Below are 17,178 nucleotides of genomic sequence, written 5' to 3' on the forward strand. Positions count from 1 at the left end.
CTAGCATGGCCGGGGCCACGCTGGGGGACGAAGAGAATGCGCATCACCGTGCTGTCTGTGCTTGCGCTACTGGCATTGCCGGCCGTCGCGGCCTTCGCGCAATCCGCGCCATCCGACCGTTCCATCGCCGATCGGCTGCCGCTGTTCGCCAAGAACAATTGCCAGCAGATTCGCGACCCCGGCAACCAATTGTTCTGCGGTGATGCAACGCTTGCGGCCGCCGCCGAGAAGTTGAACACGGCGATCGAGGCGCGGCTCGCCCGCCTGCCCGATCGCCTGCCTGCGATCGAGGAGAATGCGATCTGGGTCCGCCAGCGCAATCTCAGCTGCGGCATCGTCGGGCAGAGCCCCGTCCGCGCCGATGATTTCGATCGGGTGAAGGCGTGCCTGCTCAAGGTGACCGAGGAGCGCGCCGCGATCGTGCGCGATCCGGACTTCGACTGCCTGGCAGCCAACACCGCAGCGGGCGCGCTGATCTGCGCGGACCCAGCGCTGGCGCTGGCGGAGACGGAGCTCAATGCCCAGGTGCTCGGTCTGATCGGCAAGCTGGACCCGACCGCGGCGCGCTTTGCCTTCGCCGAATATGGCAGGTGGAGCCGCGAGCGCGACCGCAAATGCAATCTGGTCGGCAAGGAGAACGTGCCGCTGCAGGAGCTTGAATCCGCGGAGGACTGTCTCGCCGATTATTTGAGGCGCAAGACCGAGGAAATCCGCGCGGCGAAGGCAGACCCCAGGAAGGTGTTCGGCCGGCAGGTCGCGGCCCGCCTCCCCGACACCGACGCGATCGACTTCTGCGCGGCGCGGATCCATGCGGCCAATTCCTGCGGCAACTTCCTGCGCATCAACCGCGTCTACGCGCTCGACAGCCAGGTGACCGAGCAGGAGGCGCAGGTCACGGGCGAGATCGAGATGGCCGTGCTGGCGCCCTTCACCATGTGCAGCAAGGTCGCGACCACCTGCACCGGCACCTGCTGGGACGGAAGGACGGGCCGTCCGCAGGCAGGCGCCGCCAACAACGAGCGCTCGGCGGGATCCTTCAACGTGACGCGCCGCCTGCGCATCCAGCGGACCTTTGCTTTCGTGAAAGCCGTCGACGGCTGGCGCTGCCGGGAGGACGAGCTGGCGCCGGTGAATTCAGGAACGGCGGGCGGGGGATCGTAGCTTGTCTCTTCGCCCTCTCCCCGCTCTTCGCGGGGAGAGGGTTGGGGTGAGGGGCTGTCTCTGCGATTACGGTGAGAGTTGGACTCGCGGAGAGTCCCCCTCATCCGCATCGCATCTTCGATGCGACGCGGCCTCTCCCCGCACGCGGGGAGAAGCAAGAAGCATCAGAACATCAGATTGTCCTTCACCAGCACCCAGCGGCCGCCCTTGACCTGCTGCACCTGGGTGATGGTGGTGGCGAGGTGGTTGGTCTTCGAGAACACCGTCGGCGGCGAATTGAAGATGTCCTGGAACTTGTCGCCGGACTCCAGCGCGTCGAGCATCTTCTGGCCAGTCAGATCCTTGCCGGCCTTGTTGGCATAATGCGCGAACGTCATCACCGCGTTGTAGCCGATGATGGCCTGGGTGTTGGCGTCGGTGCCATACATCTTCTTGTAGTTGACGAGCCAGTCCTTCACCTTTCCTTTCGCGGTGTCCTCATAGGGAATTTCGAAGTTCGAAGCGGCATACAAGCCTTCCACGACTTCCTTGCCGAGCGCCGGCACTTCGAGCACGTTAACGGGCGTGGCACCGAGGAAGGTGACATCCCATCCGAGCTTCTTCGCTTCACTCATCGTGCCGATCGGCTCACGGAGCACCGCGCCGAGCACGACGAGGTCGCAGCCGTCTGACTTCATCTTGGCGACCTGCGCCGAGAAGTCGGAGGCGCCGCGCTTGTAGCTCGTGATCGAGGCCGGCTGCAGCTTCATGGCGGCGAGCTGCTGGTTGAAGCCATCGAGCACGTTCTTTCCGTACTCGTCGTCCTGATGCATGATGCAGGGCTTCTTGAAATTCTTCGCCTCAATCATGTATTTGAGCGCTGCGCGCGTGCTCTCGACATAGGGCAGCAGATTGTTGAACTTCAGCCGCTCCTGCGGCTTGGCCGGATCGAACTTGAAGGTGAACTCGGCCGCCGTGAGCGGGAACAGCTGCAGCACGCCGGCGTCGAGCAGGATATCCTGCGCGGCGAGCACGGTGGGCGATCCCATCGGTCCCACCATCGCGAAGATCTTGTCGCGCTCGATCAGCTTCTGAGAAGCCAGGACGGCCTTTTTCGGATCATAGCCGCTGTCCTCGACGACCAGGCGGATCTTGCGGCCGTTGACTCCGCCGGACGCGTTGATCTCCTCGACCGCCATCTTCATGCCGTTTGCGACCGGAACGCCCCATCCCTTGATCGGGCCCGACAGGTCCTGGTGAGTACCGATGACGATCTCGGTTGCCGAGATGCCCTCGTTGGTGACCTTGGTCTGCGCCGCGGCCGGCAGACAGGTGAGCACCACGGCACTCACAGCAAGGCCGAACGCGCTGAACGATTTCGACATTGACGTCTCCTCTCCTAAAGGCCCGTATTACGCGAAGGGCGGGGGCCGTCGCTCCTTCGCTTTCTCAGATAGTCCGGCGCCTCATGCCACGGCGCGCTCGCGATACATCGCCTCGATCTCTGCGGCGTAGCGCTTGTTCACGAAACCGCGCTTCAGCTTCATGGTCGGCGTCAGCTCCTCGTCCTCCGGAGTGAGCTGCCGCTCGATCAGGTAGAATCTCTTGATGGTCTCGACGCGGGCGAAGTTGACATTGACCGTCTCGATCTCGCGCCAGATCAGGTCCTGGATCTCCGTCGCCCGGCACAGGCTGGCATAATTGGTGAAGGGGATGTCGTGGTCCTGCGCGAACTTCTCGACGTTCTCCTGGTCGATCATCACGAGGCAGGTGAGATACGGCCGCTTGTCGCCAATCACGACCGCATCGGAGATGTAGGGCGAGAATTTGAGCTGGTTCTCGATCTCGGACGGCGTGATGTTCTTGCCGCCGGAGGTGATGATGATGTCCTTCATCCGGTCGGTGATCCGGACAAAGCCTTCATTGTCGATGGTACCGACGTCGCCGGTATGCAGCCAGCCGCGGGCATCGATGGTCTCGGCGGTCTTCTCCGGCTGGTTCAAATAACCCATGAACAGGAAGTCGCCCTTGATCAGGATCTCGCCCTCGGGCGACAGCGCGACCTCGCCCCAGGGCACCGCGGTGCCGACCGAGCCGAGCTTGATCCGCTCCGCCGGCATCATGGTGGCGACGCCGCAATTCTCGGTCTGGCCGTAGACCTCGTGCATGTCGATGCCGAGCGCGAGATACCAGCGGATCAGCTCCGGCGCGATCGGCGCTGCGCCGGTGAAGGCGATGCGGCAGCGGTCGAGCCCGATCATGCGGCGGATGTTGCGGAATGCGACCCGGTAGGCGATGCGGCTTGCGAGCCGCATCGACAGCGGCGGCGGCTTGCCCTCGAGCCTGTACTCGACCATGCGGTAGCCGATGCCGATGGCGCGGCGATAGACCCACTGCTGCAGCGGCGTCGCATCCTTCAGCGCGATGGTGATGGCGGAGTAGAATTTCTCCCAGATGCGCGGCACCGCGAGGAAAACGGTCGGCTGCACCTCGCGCAGATTGTCCGGCACTGTCTCCGGGCTCTCGGCGAAATTCATCACCGAGCCCAGCGCGACCGAGATGTAATAGCCGCCGATGCGCTCGGCGACGTGGCAGAGCGGCAGGAAGATCAGCCTGTCCTCGTCCTCCCGCGCCGGGATGAAGTCGTTGGCGTGGCGCATCTGGTGCGTGACGCTGCGGTTGGCGTGCATCGCGCCCTTGGGCGGGCCGGTCGTGCCGGACGTGTATACGAGGATGGCGAGGTCGCCGGCGCTGCGGCTGTCGATCATCTCCTGCCACAGCGCCTCGCGCCCGACCATATGATTGCGGCCGAGCGCGCGAAATTCGTCGAGCGACATCACCATGTCGTCGGAGAAGCCGCTGAGACCCTCCATGTCGAACACGATGATCTTCTGCAGGGACGGACAGCGGGCGCGGCAGGCGAGAATCTTGTCGAGCTGCTCCTCGTCCTCGGCGAAGATGACTTTCGTCCCGGAATCGTTGACGAGGTATTCGACCTGGGACGATGCGTCGGTCGGGTAGATGCCCGAGGAGACGCCGCCGGCGCACAGGATGCCCATGTCGGCATGGACCCATTCCGGGACCGCGTTGGCGATGATGGAGGCGACGTCGCCGGGCCTGAAGCCGGAGGCGTGAAGTGCATAGGCAATTTCCTTGGATATCTCCAGCCATTCGCGCCAGCTCGTCGGCTGCCAGATTCCGAACTTCTTCTCGCGGATAGCCGGCCGATCGCCCCGCATCTCCGCAGCGCGCAGAAAGCTCCTTGCGATCGTATCAGCGACCGTCAGCACCGCCGGTCGGGCCATGCGCGTCTCCTCCTTGTCGCTCTCCCCTCCGCTGCCTGCCTTGCCGGCGGTCTTTGCTTGCGGATGGGCAATCCCATCTTACTGCCAGCTCTTGCTCACCGCCACGTCTTCTTCTTCTTCCAGCGCCGCTCGCCGCGGGCGCCGGCTTCCTTGGCGCCAAGGTAGAACTCCTGGATGTCCTGGGAATGCATCAAGCGGTCGCAGCTGTCGTTCATCACGATGCGGCCGATCTCCAGCACATAGCCGTAATGCGCCGTCTCCAGCGCCACCTTGGCGTTCTGCTCGACCAGCAGGATCGACATGCCCTGCTCCTCGTTGACGCGCCGGATGATGGTGAAGATCTCCTTCACCAGCAGCGGCGACAGGCCGAGCGAGGGCTCGTCGAGCAACAGCAGCGTCGGCCGGTTCATCAGGGCGCGTCCGATCGCGAGCATCTGCTGCTCGCCGCCGGAGAGCTGGCCGGCAGGCTGGTTGATGCGCTCCTTCAGGCGCGGGAAATAGCCGTAGACGCGCTCCAGGTCCTCCGCCACGCCGTCACGGTCCTTGCGCGGATAGGCGCCCATCATCAGGTTCTCGCGCACCGACAGGAACGGGAACACCTCCCGCCCCTCCGGCACATGGCTGAGGCCGAGCCGCACGATGCGGTCGGCCTCCACGCGCTGGATCGGCTTGCCCAGGAATTCGATCGAGCCCTTTTGCGGGTCGAGAATGCCCGAGATCGTCTTCAGCACGGTGGTCTTGCCGGCGCCGTTCGCCCCCAATAGCGTGACGATGCGGCCGCGCGGCACCTCCAGCGAGATGCCGCGGATCGCCATGATCGGCCCGTAATAGCTCTCGATGTTGGAGAGCTTCAGGATGATATCGGGTGTCACCGCAGCATCCATGCGTCAGGCTCCCAGATACGCGGCGACGACGTCGGGGTGCTGCTGCACTTCGGCGGGCGAGCCCATCGCCAGCACCCTGCCGTAGTTCAGCGCGATGACCCGGTCGGAGACGCGATTGACCAGCGACATGTCGTGCTCGACCATCAGCACGGTGATGCCGAGCTCGCTCTTCATGTCGCGGATCCAGAACGACATGTCGTCGGTCTCCTCGACGTTGAGACCGGAGGACGGCTCGTCGAGCAGGATCAGCTTCGGCTCCGAGCACAGGGCGCGCGCCAGCTCGATCACCTTGCGCACGCCGTAAGGCAGGCCGGAGATCAGCTTGTCGCGATAGGGTTCGAGATCGAGGAATTCGATAACCTGCTCGACCCTGCGGCGGTGCACCTTCTCGTTGGCCCGCACGCTCGGCAGGAACAGCAGCTCCTGCCAGAGCTGCGTTGTCGAGTGCCGATGGCGGCCGACCAGAAGGTTGGAGAGCACGGTCGCATTCTCGAACAGCTCGATGTTCTGGAAGGTGCGGGCGATGCCGAGCTTGGCGATGTCGTAGGGCGCCTCTTCCGTGATGTCCTGGTCCTCGAAGAAGATCCGGCCCGAGGTCGGCCGGTAGATCCGCGAGATCAGGTTGAAGATCGAGCTCTTGCCGGCGCCGTTCGGCCCGATGATCGACAGGATCTCGCCCTTCTCGAGCGCGAAGGATACCGCATCGACGGCCTTGAGGCCCCCGAAATGCAGCGACAGGTTCTCGGCGCGGAAATAGCTCATCGGTTCCGCTCCGACTTCACGTAGATCTTCTGCCGCTTGAAGGTGGCGCGCTTGTAGAGCGGGAACAGCTGGAAGAAGAGCTTGATCTTCAGCCAGCGGCCGTAGAGGCCGAGCGGCTCGAACAGCACGAACAACACGATGATAATGCCGTAGATCGCGCCCTTCAGGCCGTTGAGCGAGGCGAAGGCCGCGACCTTCGACTGGATATCTCCCGCGGTGGCCGGGCCGGCGCCGAATGCCGCCGCGATCCCGGCGATCATGCCGGGCATGTCGTCCTTGAGGTAAGTCAGGAACGGGTCGATCATCACGATGAAGATCGCGCCCAGCACCGCGCCGTGCAGGCTGAAGGCGCCGCCGATCAGGATCACGATGATGAACTCGATCGAGAGCTGCAGCGTGAACATTTCCGGCGAGATGAAGGAGAGCTTGTGGGCGAACAGCACGCCGGCAAAGCCGGTGATCGCCGCCGAGATCGCAAAGGACTTCACCTTGTAGAGCGCGACATTGACGCCCATGCTGCGCGCCGCGGTCTCGCTGTCGCGGATCGCGACGAAGGCGCGTCCGGTCGGCGAGCGCAGCAGGTTGAGCGTGCCGACGATGGTCAGCACCAGCACGGCAAGGCAGAGGTAATAGAAGGTCGGGCTGTCGCGCGGCACCGCGACGCCGAGCAGCGACAGCGTCTTGACCCGCATGCCCTCGTTGCCGTGGGTGACGCTCTCCCAGCGCGCCAGGATCTCCTCGACGATCAGGGCAAAGGAGATGGTGGCGATGACGAGATAGATGCCGGTCAGGCGCAGGGCGGGAAAGCCGACCATCGCGCCGATGATGCCGGTCAGGAGCCCGGCGGCGAGGAAGTAGACCGGGAACGGCACGTTGTATGTCTGCAAATAAGCGGCCGTGTAGGCCCCGATGGCGAGGAACGCGGCGTGGCCGAGCGAGGCCTGGCCGGTGAAGCCGGTCAGGATCAGAAGCGCGACGCCGACGATCGCGTAGATGCAGACGAAGACCAGCTGGCTCATCAGATAGCTGGAGAGCACATAGGGCGCGATCAGCAGCAGCGCGAGCAGGACGCCGTACGAGACCCAATAGCCCGAATGCGGGAACAGCTTGATGTCGTCCTCGTAGTCGGTCTTGAACAGGAAGCGCATGGCGTTCAGACCTTCTTGCGGACGTGGTGGCCGAACAGGCCTTCCGGCTTCAGGAGCAGCACGGCGAGCAGCACGACATAGGGCGCGACGTCCTTCCAGCCTTCGGGCAGGTAGAAGCCGGCCATGCTCTCGATCACGCCGATCAGGACGCCGCCGACCACGGCGCCCGGAATCGAGCCGAAGCCGCCGAGCACCGCGGCCGGGAACGCCTTGAGGCCGAGCACGAGGCCGACATTGGAATGGATGAAGGTGATCGGCGCCAGCAGCACGCCGGCGCAGGTCGCCACCGCCGCGCTGATCGCCCAGACGATCGACACCACGCGCTTGACCGGAATGCCCATGTAGTACGCCGCGAGCATGTTCTCGGAGCTGGCGCGCATCGCGGTGCCCAGCGTGGTCTTGTTGAAGAACAGCCACAGCAGCGTGCACAGGATCATCGTCGCCGCGATCACCGACAGCTTGTCGTAGGCGAGCACCAGCGAGCCGATCCGCAGCACGCCCTGGCTGAACGGGGTCTCGATCTTCAGATCGTCGGTGCCCCAGATCATGCCGGCGATCGAGCGCAGGAAATAGCCGAGCCCGATGGTCGCCATGATGATGGAGAATTGCGGATAGCCGAGGATCGGCCGCACCACCACGCGCTCCGCCAGCATGCCGAACAGCGCCATCGCGGCCACCGCACCGGCAAAGCCGACCCAGTAGTTCAGGCCCATCATGCCGATGAAGGTGAAGGCGAAGAAGCCGCCGAGCATCATCAGATCGCCCTGGGCGAAATTAACGACCTCGGTGGCCTTGTAGACGAGCACGAAGCCGAGCGCGATCAGGCCGTAGACGCAGCCGAGCGCAACACCGCTGACCAGCTGCTGAACGAAATCCAGCATTGACGCGCGTCCTCCCGATGCAACCGGCGGCTCTTCCCGACCGCCTTGCCGCATCTTGTGTCCAGTCGCTAGGCAGTCGTTTCGCTGCGCTAGCGCCATTTGTCCGGAACCAATTCAGCCTGAACCGCCGAGCGCTGTCAACAAACGGTGACTTGTGCGGGTGACTTGCCTTTAGTCCAATCCGGATGACGGAATTTGCTGCGGCGCGATTCACCGTGCCGAAACATCTTCGGATCATGGTCGGAAGCGATGCAAAACCGGATGGTATGGCCGTCATGAAGCCGGACAGCTCGGCGCTCGAAGTCCTGGGGTTAACGAAGCGTTTTGACCGTCTGGCGGTCGACAGCCTCGATCTCACCGTCCACGCCGGCGAATTCTATGCGCTGGTCGGCCCCAACGGCGCCGGCAAGACCACGACTTTGCGCATGGTGGCGGGCCTGCTGCGCCCCGATGCCGGCAGCGTCTCGATCTTCGGCATCGATGCGCTTCAAGACCCCGTGGCCGCCAAGCAGGTGATGGCGTGGGTCTCCGACGAGCCGATGATCTACGACAAGCTGACCCCGCTCGAATATCTCGAATTCGTCGCCGGCCTCTGGGGCATCGCGCCGTCGGTGTCCGAGCCGGTCGCCCAGGACCTGCTCTCCTCGCTCGGCCTCGCGCCGCACCGGCACGAGCGCTGCGAGGGGTTCTCCAAGGGCATGCGTCAGAAGGTGGCGCTGGCTGGTGCGCTGGTGCACGATCCCCGCCTCATCATCCTCGACGAGCCGCTGACAGGGCTCGATGCGGTCTCGGCCCGCCATGTGAAAGGCCTGCTCGGCGAGCGTGTCCGCGCCGGCTGCACCGTCATCATGACCACGCATATTCTCGAGGTGGCCGAGCGCATGGCCGACCGCATCGGCGTGATCGCCTCGGGCCACCTCGTCGCCGAAGGCACGCTGACCGAATTGCGCCAGCAGAACGGCGATGCCGATACCAGCCTGGAGGATCTCTTCATCGCGCTGGTGACGCTGCCGGAAGCCGCATGAGCTCGGCGACCGCGCTCTCCTGGTTCGCCCGCCACGAGCTCCGGCTCGCCTGGCGCGAATGGTTCGCCATGATGACCGGCGGACGGCGCAAGCGGACGCGCGCCGCAATCATCGGCCTCGTCTGCTTCGCCGCGCTGCTGCATCTGCCGGCCTGGGCGGTGATCGGCCGTTTCGCCGAGCTGCAACTGCCGCTCGACAAGTCCTCGCTGATCGTGATCTCGGCGACGATCTTTCTCGCCTGGACCTTGATGCTGTCGCAGGCGATCGAATCGGTGACGCGGGTGTTCTACGCCCGCGCCGATCTCGATCTGATCATGTCCTCGCCGGCGACGCTGGCCAATCTGTTCTCGGTCCGCATCGCCGCGATCGCGCTGACCGTCACGATGATGGCGCTGCTGTTCTCGACGCCGTTCATCGACGTGCTCGTGATCGGCGGGGGTGCGCGCTGGCTCACTGCGTTCGGGGTCGTCGTCGCCCTGGGCCTGTCGGGCGCGGCGATCGCGATCGCCGTCACCATCCTGTTGTTTCGCCTGATCGGTCCGGCGCGGACGCGCCTGATTGCCCAGATCCTCGCCGCGATCATCGGCGCCGGCTTCGTGATCGCGCTCCAGGTCGCCGCGATCATGTCCTACGGCACGCTGTCGCGCTTCACCATTTTGACCTCCGGCACATTGGCCGCCTACGCCCCCGACGTCGACAGCATCTGGTGGTGGCCGGCGCGGGCGGTGATGGGCGACAACGGGGCCCTGCTGCTGCTCCTGGCGCTCGCTTTGGTGCTGCTCGGAAGCGTCATGGCGGTCTTCTCGCATCGCTTTGCCGACACGGCGATCGATGCCGCGGCCTACGGCACGTCGGGCACGAGGCGCGCGAAGCAGCGGCCGTTCCGCACCGGCTCGCGGCAACAGGCGCTGCGGCGCAAGGAATTCTCGCTGCTCTGGCGCGATCCCTGGCTGATCTCGCAGACGCTGATGCAGCTGCTCTATCTGGTGCCGCCGGCGCTGCTGCTCTGGCGCAATTTTGCCGACAGTTCGGCGGCGCTGACACTGATCACGCCTGTCATCGTGATGGCGGCCGGACAGCTCGCCGGCGGACTTGCCTGGCTGACGATCTCGGGCGAGGACGCCCCTGACCTGGTCGCGACTGCGCCATTGACGCCCTCCAACCTCATCCGCGCCAAGATCGAGGTGGTGCTGATCGCGGTCGCCGTCATCTTCTGCCCGCTGGTCGCGGCACTCGCTTTCGCCTCGCCGTATCAGGCCGCGATCAGTGCCGGCGCGGTCATCGTCAGCGCGGCCTCCGCGACGGCGATCCAGCTCTGGTTCCGGGTGCAGGCCCGGCGCAGCCAATTCCGGCGCCGCCAGACCTCGTCGCGGCTGGCGACCATTGCCGAAGCCTTCTCCTCGATCGGCTGGGCCGCGACGGCAGCGCTGCTGCTCGCGCTCCCCGTCGCGGGCCTCATCAGCGGCCTGATCACCGCGAGCCTCGTTGCGGTCACCTGGAAGTTCAGCCCAAGGCGGGAGTGAGGCTGATCGAGCCGCGAACGTCAGGTGTCGAAAGCCGGCTGTGCGCGGCGTACCGTGGCGACCTTCCGCCGATCAACCAGGCGTCTGACCCAGTTGCGCCCGGGCTCTTCGACAAGACGATACGTTGCAACCGACAGCAGGACGGTCAACAGCAGCATCGCAATTTGCAGAAGATCGCCAAGCCACAGCGATCCATTGACGGAGACCACTTTCGTCGGCTCGTGGCCCGAGCTCAACGCGGAGGAGACGAACAGGCTGGTATGCCCCAGCCGCTCGACGACCATGAGGATCGCCCGCACCACGGCCCTGACGAGCGGATGCAGCATGTAGATCGAATAGGTCAGCGTGCCGACCACGAGCATGAACGGCATCGTCAGCCGGCGACTGACCGCCCCAGCTTCGCGGGCGAACACCAGAACGACCAGCGTAAACACCACCGGCGAGGCCACCTGCAAAGCGGCGCTGCGCCCGGCGGCCGAAACATAGCCGATGACGAGCAGAAGGCTCGCCGTCTCCAGCAACGTCTCGCCGAACGGCGTCAGGCCTGCGCGCAACACCGTAAATCGCTCTCGTAGATCGAAGGAGAGAACGCCAAGCGCGAAGCCATAAAGACAGCGCACCAGACCGTAATCGTAAGTCGCGTTCATGCCGTCCGGGCTGATCGTGGCGAGGACGATCGGCCCGGCGATGATCGGGAGCAGCCAGGGCCAGATCGTCGGCCCGATCCTGCTGACGACCGCGGCGAAGATCACATAGGCGGCGAACTCGGCGCTGATGCTCCAGCTCGCGAAATTCAGCCAGTTCTGCGGATTGACGCCGAGTCCCTGCAAGAGGAGCAGGTTGGTGACGATGGCCTGCAGCAGGTTCGGGCCGATGCCGTCCTTCGCAGCGTCGATGGGAATGAACAGCAGCAACGTCACCAGATGCAGCGGATAGATCCGCCCAAGCCGCAGCATGAGAAAGCGGCCGATGCCGAAGCCCTCGGCAAGGCGTGAACGGTAATTCGACGCGATGACGAAGCCGCTCAATACGAAGAAGAAATCGACGAACAGATAGGCATGTCTGGTGAGCGGCAGGAAGGACAGATGGCTGATCACGTCGAAGTGGAACAGCGCAACCATGCAAGCGCAAATGCCGCGCCAACTGTCGAGCGCGCGATATCGGTCGATATTTGCGGCCGCGTCCATCGGGCAATGGGTAGGCAAGACCCGACACCGGAACAAGCGGAGGCTGACTCTATGCTTAATGTGGCACGCGACGGCATGACGCCGCAACAATTCGAAGATACACTGACCGGATCGTCGACTGAATGGCGGACGGACCGGTGATGTCTCGACTATTGCTGACGGCCTTCGGTTTTCTCGGCTGGCTGCTGGCCCCAGCCCTCGCCCAGCAGCCGCAGCGCAGCGAGTGCCTGGCGATGGCGAACGGGGCGCCCCGTGCGATGCCGGTCGCGTTCCGGCAGGCGGCGGCCGCGGCCGAGGTCGAGATCACCTATGCCGGCCATTCCACCTATTACGTCGACACCCCCGGCGGCTTGCGCATCGCGACCGATTACAGCGGCGCCTATCAGGTCGGACGGCTGCCCGACGTCGCCACCATGAACCGCGCCCATAGCACCCACTACACTCTTTTTCCCGACAGGCGCATTCCCCACGTGCTGCATGGCTGGAGCGAGGACGGCAAGCCGGCGATCGTGTCGGAACGCATCGGCGATGCCTTCATCCGAAATGTCACGACCGACATCCGCCGTTATTTCGGCGACGATGCCGGCACCGACATGATCCGCGACGGCAATTCGATCTTCATCTTCGAGGCCGCGGGCCTCTGCATCGGCCATCTCGGCCACCTCCATCACAAGCTCGACGACAGCCATTTTGCCCAGATCGGGCGGCTCGATATCGTGATGGTGCCGATCGACGGCACCTACACCATGTCGCTGGACGGCATCTCCGAAATCACCAGGCGGTTGCGCGCCTCGGTGGTGCTGCCGATGCACCGCTTCGCCACCCCGCTCGACGACTTCATGCGCCGGATCGGCCAGCAGTTCGAGATCGACCAGCGCTCCGGGCGGACCTTCCGGATGTCACGCGATGCGCTGCCGTCGAAGCCGACGGTGATCATCCTCGACGGGGTCTGAGCCGCAATTTTCTCCAAGCCGGCCGCCGGCCGGTCGTGTTGATCTGCCGGCAACAGGAGAGCGACATGACCGACTTTGCCAGACTTTTGCACGCGGACGGACCGAACCCCGAGCATGCGGCGGCGCTTCAACTCTATGGCCGCTTCGTCGGCGACTGGGATGCCGAGATCACCGCCCATGGATCCGATGGCACGAAGCACGTAGCGCCCGGCGAGATTCATTTCGGCTGGGTGCTGGAAGGCCGAGCCGTCCAGGACGTCTGGATGATACCCCGGCCCGCGGGCGCGCCGGCCTTTCCGATCGCCGGCAATTGGTACGGCACGACGCTTCGCGTTTACGATCCGACCATCGATGCGTGGCGGATCTCCTGGTTCGATCCGGGTCGCAGCGTCTTCCGCCAGCAGATCGGCCGTCCCCGCGGAGAGGACATCGTGCAGGAAGGCACGACCGACGCCGGCGAGCTGACGCGGTGGAGCTTCACGGAGATCACCGGGGACTCCTTCCATTGGCTCGGCGAGGCGAGGCCGGCCGCCGCGGCCGATTGGCGGCTGATCGTCGACGTCAGAGCCAGGCGACACAAGGGCTGACAAAGGCGCCGCTGTGCCGGCGAGCCGGTCGCGGTTGCGCAAGGCGCGCTGCTGCTTGAGGAATAGAGATGTTGAGCTCCCGGCACAGAATCGCTGAGCGAGGCCGAGAAGACGGCGCTGTTCTCGCAAACCGCAACCGATATCTACCGGCTCGAGCTGTCGTCATAACGAGAAGACGGGCCGGGATGTCGATTCCCGACCCGTCTTCGTCGTAGCCGCTGGGAAGCGTCCTTGAAAGTTGTTGTGAGCTCTAGCCCGCGCCCATCAGCGAGGCGGGACGGCGCTCGCCGGTCGAGGTGAAGATCTTCTTGAGCTTGTTTACGACCCGGATCAGGAAGCCGATCATCACGGGATTGGTCTTGCGGCAGAAGGCGATCTTCTTGACGTGGCCTTCGACGTGCCATTTGGCATGCGCGCCATCGCGGAAGAAAATGACGTCACCGGGGCCGTAACGCTTCGGCGGCATGCCCTCGCTTTCGAGCACGATCGATCCCTCCATGATCATGATCGTCTCGTCGATGTCGTAGTACCAGTTGAAGCGCCCTTCGGTGCAGTACCAGATGATGGTCTGGGCGGTGCCGTCGGCACTCGTCGACAGGACGCGCGAGCGCGACACCGGGTTGCCTTCGATGATCCAGGACGGCTCGATCGGCCGCAGCTCGAGGTCAACATTGCAACTACCGACTTCAATCAATGCCATTTGCTTCCTCGGGAAATGATATTTGCGGCCGATCCGGCCGGGAGTGTTTCGAAAGATGCTCGAACGCTAGTAGCCCGTTTTTAATTCTTTCTTACATCCATTTCGAGAATCAGCCGGAAGCGACAAGTGCAAACGGTTAACGTCGCAATTCCCTTGCAAATCCGCGCACATGACCCAGCCCTTTCCCGGGGTGCGACAAAATGCGCGAAGGCACCAGAACCCACATACCTTTCCGCACGCATGGCACGAGCGCACGGAAAATCTGTCGCCGCACTAATCCCTCCCGGAAGAGAGGGAGGCAGACTACTTCGCCCACTCGCCCTTGCGGAACACCGGCACCTTGCTGCCATCGGGCAAGATGCCGTCGATATCGGTCTCGGCGGAGCCGATCATCCAGTCGATATGGATCAGGCTCTGGTTGCCGCCTTGCGCCGCGATCTGCTGCGGGGTGAGCTGCGCACCGTTGACGAAGCATTTCGAATAGCACTGGCCGAGCGCGATGTGAGACGCCGCGTTCTCGTCGAACAGCGTGTTGTAGAACAACAGCCCGCTCTGCGAGATCGGCGAGGAATGCGGCACCAGCGCCACTTCGCCGAGGCGGCGGGCGCCCTCGTCGGTGTCGAGCACCTTGTTCAGCACCTCTGCGCCGCGCGAGGCCTTTGCGTCGACGATCTTGCCGTCCTCGAAGCGCACCGCGATGTTATCGATCAGCGTGCCCTGATAGGACAGCGGTTTCGAGCTCACGACATGGCCGTAGACGCGGCGGCAATGCGGCGTGGTGAACACCTCTTCGGTCGGGATATTGGCGTTGCAGCTGATGCCGTTCTTGGAGAGCGAGGCACCGCCCTCCCATTCGTGGCCGTCGGCCAGGCCGATGGTGAGGTCGGTGCCCGGTCCCGAATATTGCAGGGCGCGAAAGCGCTGGCCGTTGAGCCAGTTGGTCCGCTCGCGCAGCACCGCATTGTGGCTGGCCCAATTGCCCATCGCATCCTCGCGATCGACTCGGGACGCGGCGAAAATCGCATCCGCGAGCTTGCCGACTGCGACGTCCTCGGAATCGTTGGGGAAGACCTGCTTGGCCCAGGACGGGCTTGGATAGGCGATGATATTCCAGTTGGTGTCGAAATTGACGATCTTCTCCAGCGCGGGCTGATAGGCCATCGAATTCGCCTTGCTCGCGCGTGCCACCTTGGACGGATCCTCGCCCGACAGCAGCATCGGGTTGTCGCCGACGATGGCGAGCCGCGCGGTGTTCTCCGAGAACGCCTTGGCCATGCCCTCATAGAGCCAGCCGGCGGCGCGATCGAAACTGCTGTCATGGCCATGGCGGTAGCGCGCCAGCGTCATCTCCTCGTCCGACAGGATCGGCGTCACGAGGCCGGCGCCGGCCTTGTAGGCATGCACGGCGATCCGCCTGACCAGCGGCAGCGCGATCGCAGGCGCCGTGAGAAGCAGATCCTGTCCTGGCCGCAAGCCCAGGCCCACCTTCACCGCCACCTCGGCCAACCGGTCGAGCTTCGCGGGATCAATGGGAGCGGTGGAATTGCGGTGATCAGTCATGCCGGGCCCTCTGCCGAAAGTCTCTGGTTCAATCTAAGCCTAGCACCGCAAGGCGCAAGTGCGCGAGCACCTTGCGACACGGAGAAGATACGCAGTTTCACGCATATTGGTTTTCAACGCGTTGCCGATTTCAGCACCCGGTCAACCATGGCGGGCGCGAGTCCGAGGTAATTTTTCGGTGAGGTGAGCGCCTCGATTGTGACACGGTCGATGCGGCTCGAGACGCGGGAGTCGGAGGACAGCGCATCCGCCAGGCTCAAGCCTTTGTCGTTGGCGAGCCGGCAAGCGTCATAAACCACGTCATGGGCCTCCTGCCGGCCGAGCTGCGGCGCGAGCCCCATCATGACCGCTTCGGCCACGATCAGGCCGCGGCTGATCGCGAGATTGTCGTTCATCTTCGACTCGTCCACGATGAGGCCCGCAAGTGCAAACTTCGCCTGATGCAGCGCGCCGGCGGTCAGCACGAAGCTTTCGGGGATGGCCATCCATTCGGCGTGCCAGGGACCCGTGGCACGCTCGAAATCCTGCACCATGGCGTCGAGCATCAGGCCGGCGTGCTGGCGCACCGCCTTGGACGCCGCCAGCATCAGTTCCGACGAGATCGGATTGCGCTTCTGCGGCATGGTCGAGGAGGCGCCGCGCCCCTTGACGAAGGGCTCGTAGACTTCGCCGAACTCGGTTGAGGCCATGATCATGATGTCGAGCGCGATCTTGCCGAGCGAGCCGGTGACGAGCGCAAGGAAGTTCACCGCCTCGGCAAATCCGTCGCGCGCGACGTGCCAGGTCGACACGGGAACGCCGAGCTTCAGCTCGGCGCAGAGTGCCTCCTGCACCTCGAATCCCTTGTCGCCGAGCGAGGCCAGCGTGCCGGCGGCGCCGGCGAACTGGCCGACCAGCACGCGCGGCTTCAGCTGCGCCAGCCGCTCGGCGTGGCGATCGAACATGGCGAGCCAGATCGCGGTCTTGTAGCCGAAGGTCACCGGGAGTGCCTGCTGGAGGTGGGTGCGGCCCGCCATCGGCGTGTCGCGATGGCGTCTCGAGAGGTTCGCCAGGATGCCGCGGAGCTCGTCGATGTCCCGCGCCACGATCTCGAGCGCAGCGCGGAGCTGCAGCACCACGGCGGTATCCATGATGTCCTGGGTGGTCGCGCCCCAATGCACGTAGCGGCCGGCCTCGCCGCACTGCTTCACCATCTGGTGCACCAAGGGGAGGATCGGATAGCCGACGATGTCGGTCTCCTGCCTGAGCAGATCGAAATCGAGCGCGGCGACGTCGGTCCGCGCCGCGATCGCCTCGGCCGCCTGCTGCGGGATCACGCCACAGCTGGCTTCCGCCTTCGCCAGCGCCACCTCGACCTCGGCATAGCGCGCCACCAGCGCGACGTCGGAGAACACCTCGCGCATCTCAGGCGTGCCGAAGGCGTCGCGGAACAGCATCGAATCGAGCACGGTGGTGGAAGCGCTGAAGGCGGGCATGGGCGTTTCTTCGTGGTTGGCGTGTGTGGGAGGTAGCTTACGGAGGCG

15 protein-coding genes are annotated in these 17,178 nt (G+C 64.5%); 5 read left to right on the top strand and 10 right to left on the bottom strand.

Annotated elements, in window-relative coordinates; all coding sequences use genetic code 11:
• Nucleotides 1–36 precede the first annotated feature (36 nt).
• A complete protein-coding gene (locus E4K64_RS16800; RefSeq protein WP_135164510.1) occupies nt 37–1,161 on the top strand; it encodes a lysozyme inhibitor LprI family protein in 1,125 nt (374 codons plus the stop codon).
• Between the two features lie 164 nt (nt 1,162–1,325).
• Here the strand turns inward: E4K64_RS16800 and E4K64_RS16805 are convergent, their stop codons facing one another.
• From E4K64_RS16805 to E4K64_RS16830, 6 genes are all read right to left on the bottom strand, one after another.
• Nucleotides 1,326–2,525, bottom strand: coding sequence for an ABC transporter substrate-binding protein (locus E4K64_RS16805; protein WP_135164511.1), 1,200 nt, complete (start codon nt 2,523–2,525; stop codon nt 1,326–1,328).
• 81 nt (nt 2,526–2,606) lie between these two features.
• Nucleotides 2,607–4,445 (bottom strand): AMP-dependent synthetase/ligase, encoded by a 1,839-nt coding sequence (locus E4K64_RS16810; RefSeq protein WP_135164512.1) that lies wholly within the window; start codon nt 4,443–4,445, stop codon nt 2,607–2,609.
• A gap of 95 nt (nt 4,446–4,540) precedes the next feature.
• Nucleotides 4,541–5,329: an ABC transporter ATP-binding protein gene (locus E4K64_RS16815; RefSeq protein ID WP_135164513.1), complete on the bottom strand. Its 789-nt coding sequence runs from the start codon at nt 5,327–5,329 to the stop codon at nt 4,541–4,543.
• A 3-nt stretch (nt 5,330–5,332) separates the two neighbouring features.
• A complete protein-coding gene (locus E4K64_RS16820) occupies nt 5,333–6,091 on the bottom strand; it encodes an ABC transporter ATP-binding protein (RefSeq protein WP_126259595.1) in 759 nt (252 codons plus the stop codon).
• On the bottom strand, nt 6,088–7,239 hold the full coding sequence (locus E4K64_RS16825; protein WP_135164514.1) for a branched-chain amino acid ABC transporter permease: 1,152 nt from the start codon (nt 7,237–7,239) through the stop codon (nt 6,088–6,090). The genes E4K64_RS16820 and E4K64_RS16825 overlap by 4 nt, the downstream gene beginning before the upstream one ends.
• Nucleotides 7,240–7,244: 5 nt before the next feature.
• Nucleotides 7,245–8,120 carry a branched-chain amino acid ABC transporter permease gene (locus tag E4K64_RS16830; RefSeq protein WP_135164515.1) on the bottom strand — a complete coding sequence of 292 codons (876 nt, stop codon included), beginning with the start codon at nt 8,118–8,120 and terminating at the stop codon, nt 7,245–7,247.
• A 275-nt stretch (nt 8,121–8,395) separates the two neighbouring features.
• Between E4K64_RS16830 and E4K64_RS16835 the strand changes: the two genes are divergently transcribed.
• Together E4K64_RS16835 and E4K64_RS16840 are read left to right on the top strand one after the other, a co-directional pair.
• On the top strand, nt 8,396–9,145 hold the full coding sequence (locus E4K64_RS16835) for an ABC transporter ATP-binding protein (protein WP_167772096.1): 750 nt from the start codon (nt 8,396–8,398) through the stop codon (nt 9,143–9,145).
• The gene (locus E4K64_RS16840; protein ID WP_135164517.1) at nt 9,142–10,668 is read left to right on the top strand and encodes a permease; all 1,527 of its coding nucleotides are present in this window, start codon (nt 9,142–9,144) and stop codon (nt 10,666–10,668) included. The genes E4K64_RS16835 and E4K64_RS16840 overlap by 4 nt, the downstream gene beginning before the upstream one ends.
• 20 nt (nt 10,669–10,688) lie before the next feature.
• On the opposite strand, the gene E4K64_RS16845 is transcribed toward E4K64_RS16840, so the two are convergent.
• Nucleotides 10,689–11,855, bottom strand: a complete 1,167-nt coding sequence (locus E4K64_RS16845; protein ID WP_135164518.1) for an acyltransferase family protein — start codon at nt 11,853–11,855, stop codon at nt 10,689–10,691.
• Between the two features lie 140 nt (nt 11,856–11,995).
• Between E4K64_RS16845 and E4K64_RS16850 the strand changes: the two genes are divergently transcribed.
• Nucleotides 11,996–12,808 (top strand): MBL fold metallo-hydrolase, encoded by an 813-nt coding sequence (locus E4K64_RS16850; RefSeq protein WP_135164757.1) that lies wholly within the window; start codon nt 11,996–11,998, stop codon nt 12,806–12,808.
• 65 nt (nt 12,809–12,873) lie between these two features.
• Nucleotides 12,874–13,395, top strand: a complete 522-nt coding sequence (locus tag E4K64_RS16855; RefSeq protein ID WP_167772062.1) for a hypothetical protein — start codon at nt 12,874–12,876, stop codon at nt 13,393–13,395.
• 250 nt (nt 13,396–13,645) lie between these two features.
• Here E4K64_RS16855 and E4K64_RS16860 read toward each other — a convergent pair whose 3' ends face one another.
• The 3 genes from E4K64_RS16860 to pcaB form a co-directional block, all read right to left on the bottom strand.
• Entirely contained in the window at nt 13,646–14,095 is a 450-nt protein-coding gene (locus E4K64_RS16860; RefSeq protein ID WP_126259587.1) for a cupin domain-containing protein, read from the bottom strand.
• A gap of 303 nt (nt 14,096–14,398) precedes the next feature.
• Nucleotides 14,399–15,655: an aminopeptidase gene (locus E4K64_RS16865; protein WP_135164520.1), complete on the bottom strand. Its 1,257-nt coding sequence runs from the start codon at nt 15,653–15,655 to the stop codon at nt 14,399–14,401.
• Nucleotides 15,656–15,768: 113 nt separating this feature from the next.
• A complete protein-coding gene (pcaB, locus tag E4K64_RS16870) occupies nt 15,769–17,130 on the bottom strand; it encodes a 3-carboxy-cis,cis-muconate cycloisomerase (protein WP_135164521.1) in 1,362 nt (453 codons plus the stop codon).
• Nucleotides 17,131–17,178 lie beyond the last annotated feature (48 nt).

The sequence above is a fragment of the Bradyrhizobium frederickii genome (genome assembly GCF_004570865.1).
In the GTDB taxonomy this organism is placed as follows: Bacteria; Pseudomonadota; Alphaproteobacteria; order Rhizobiales; family Xanthobacteraceae; genus Bradyrhizobium; species Bradyrhizobium frederickii.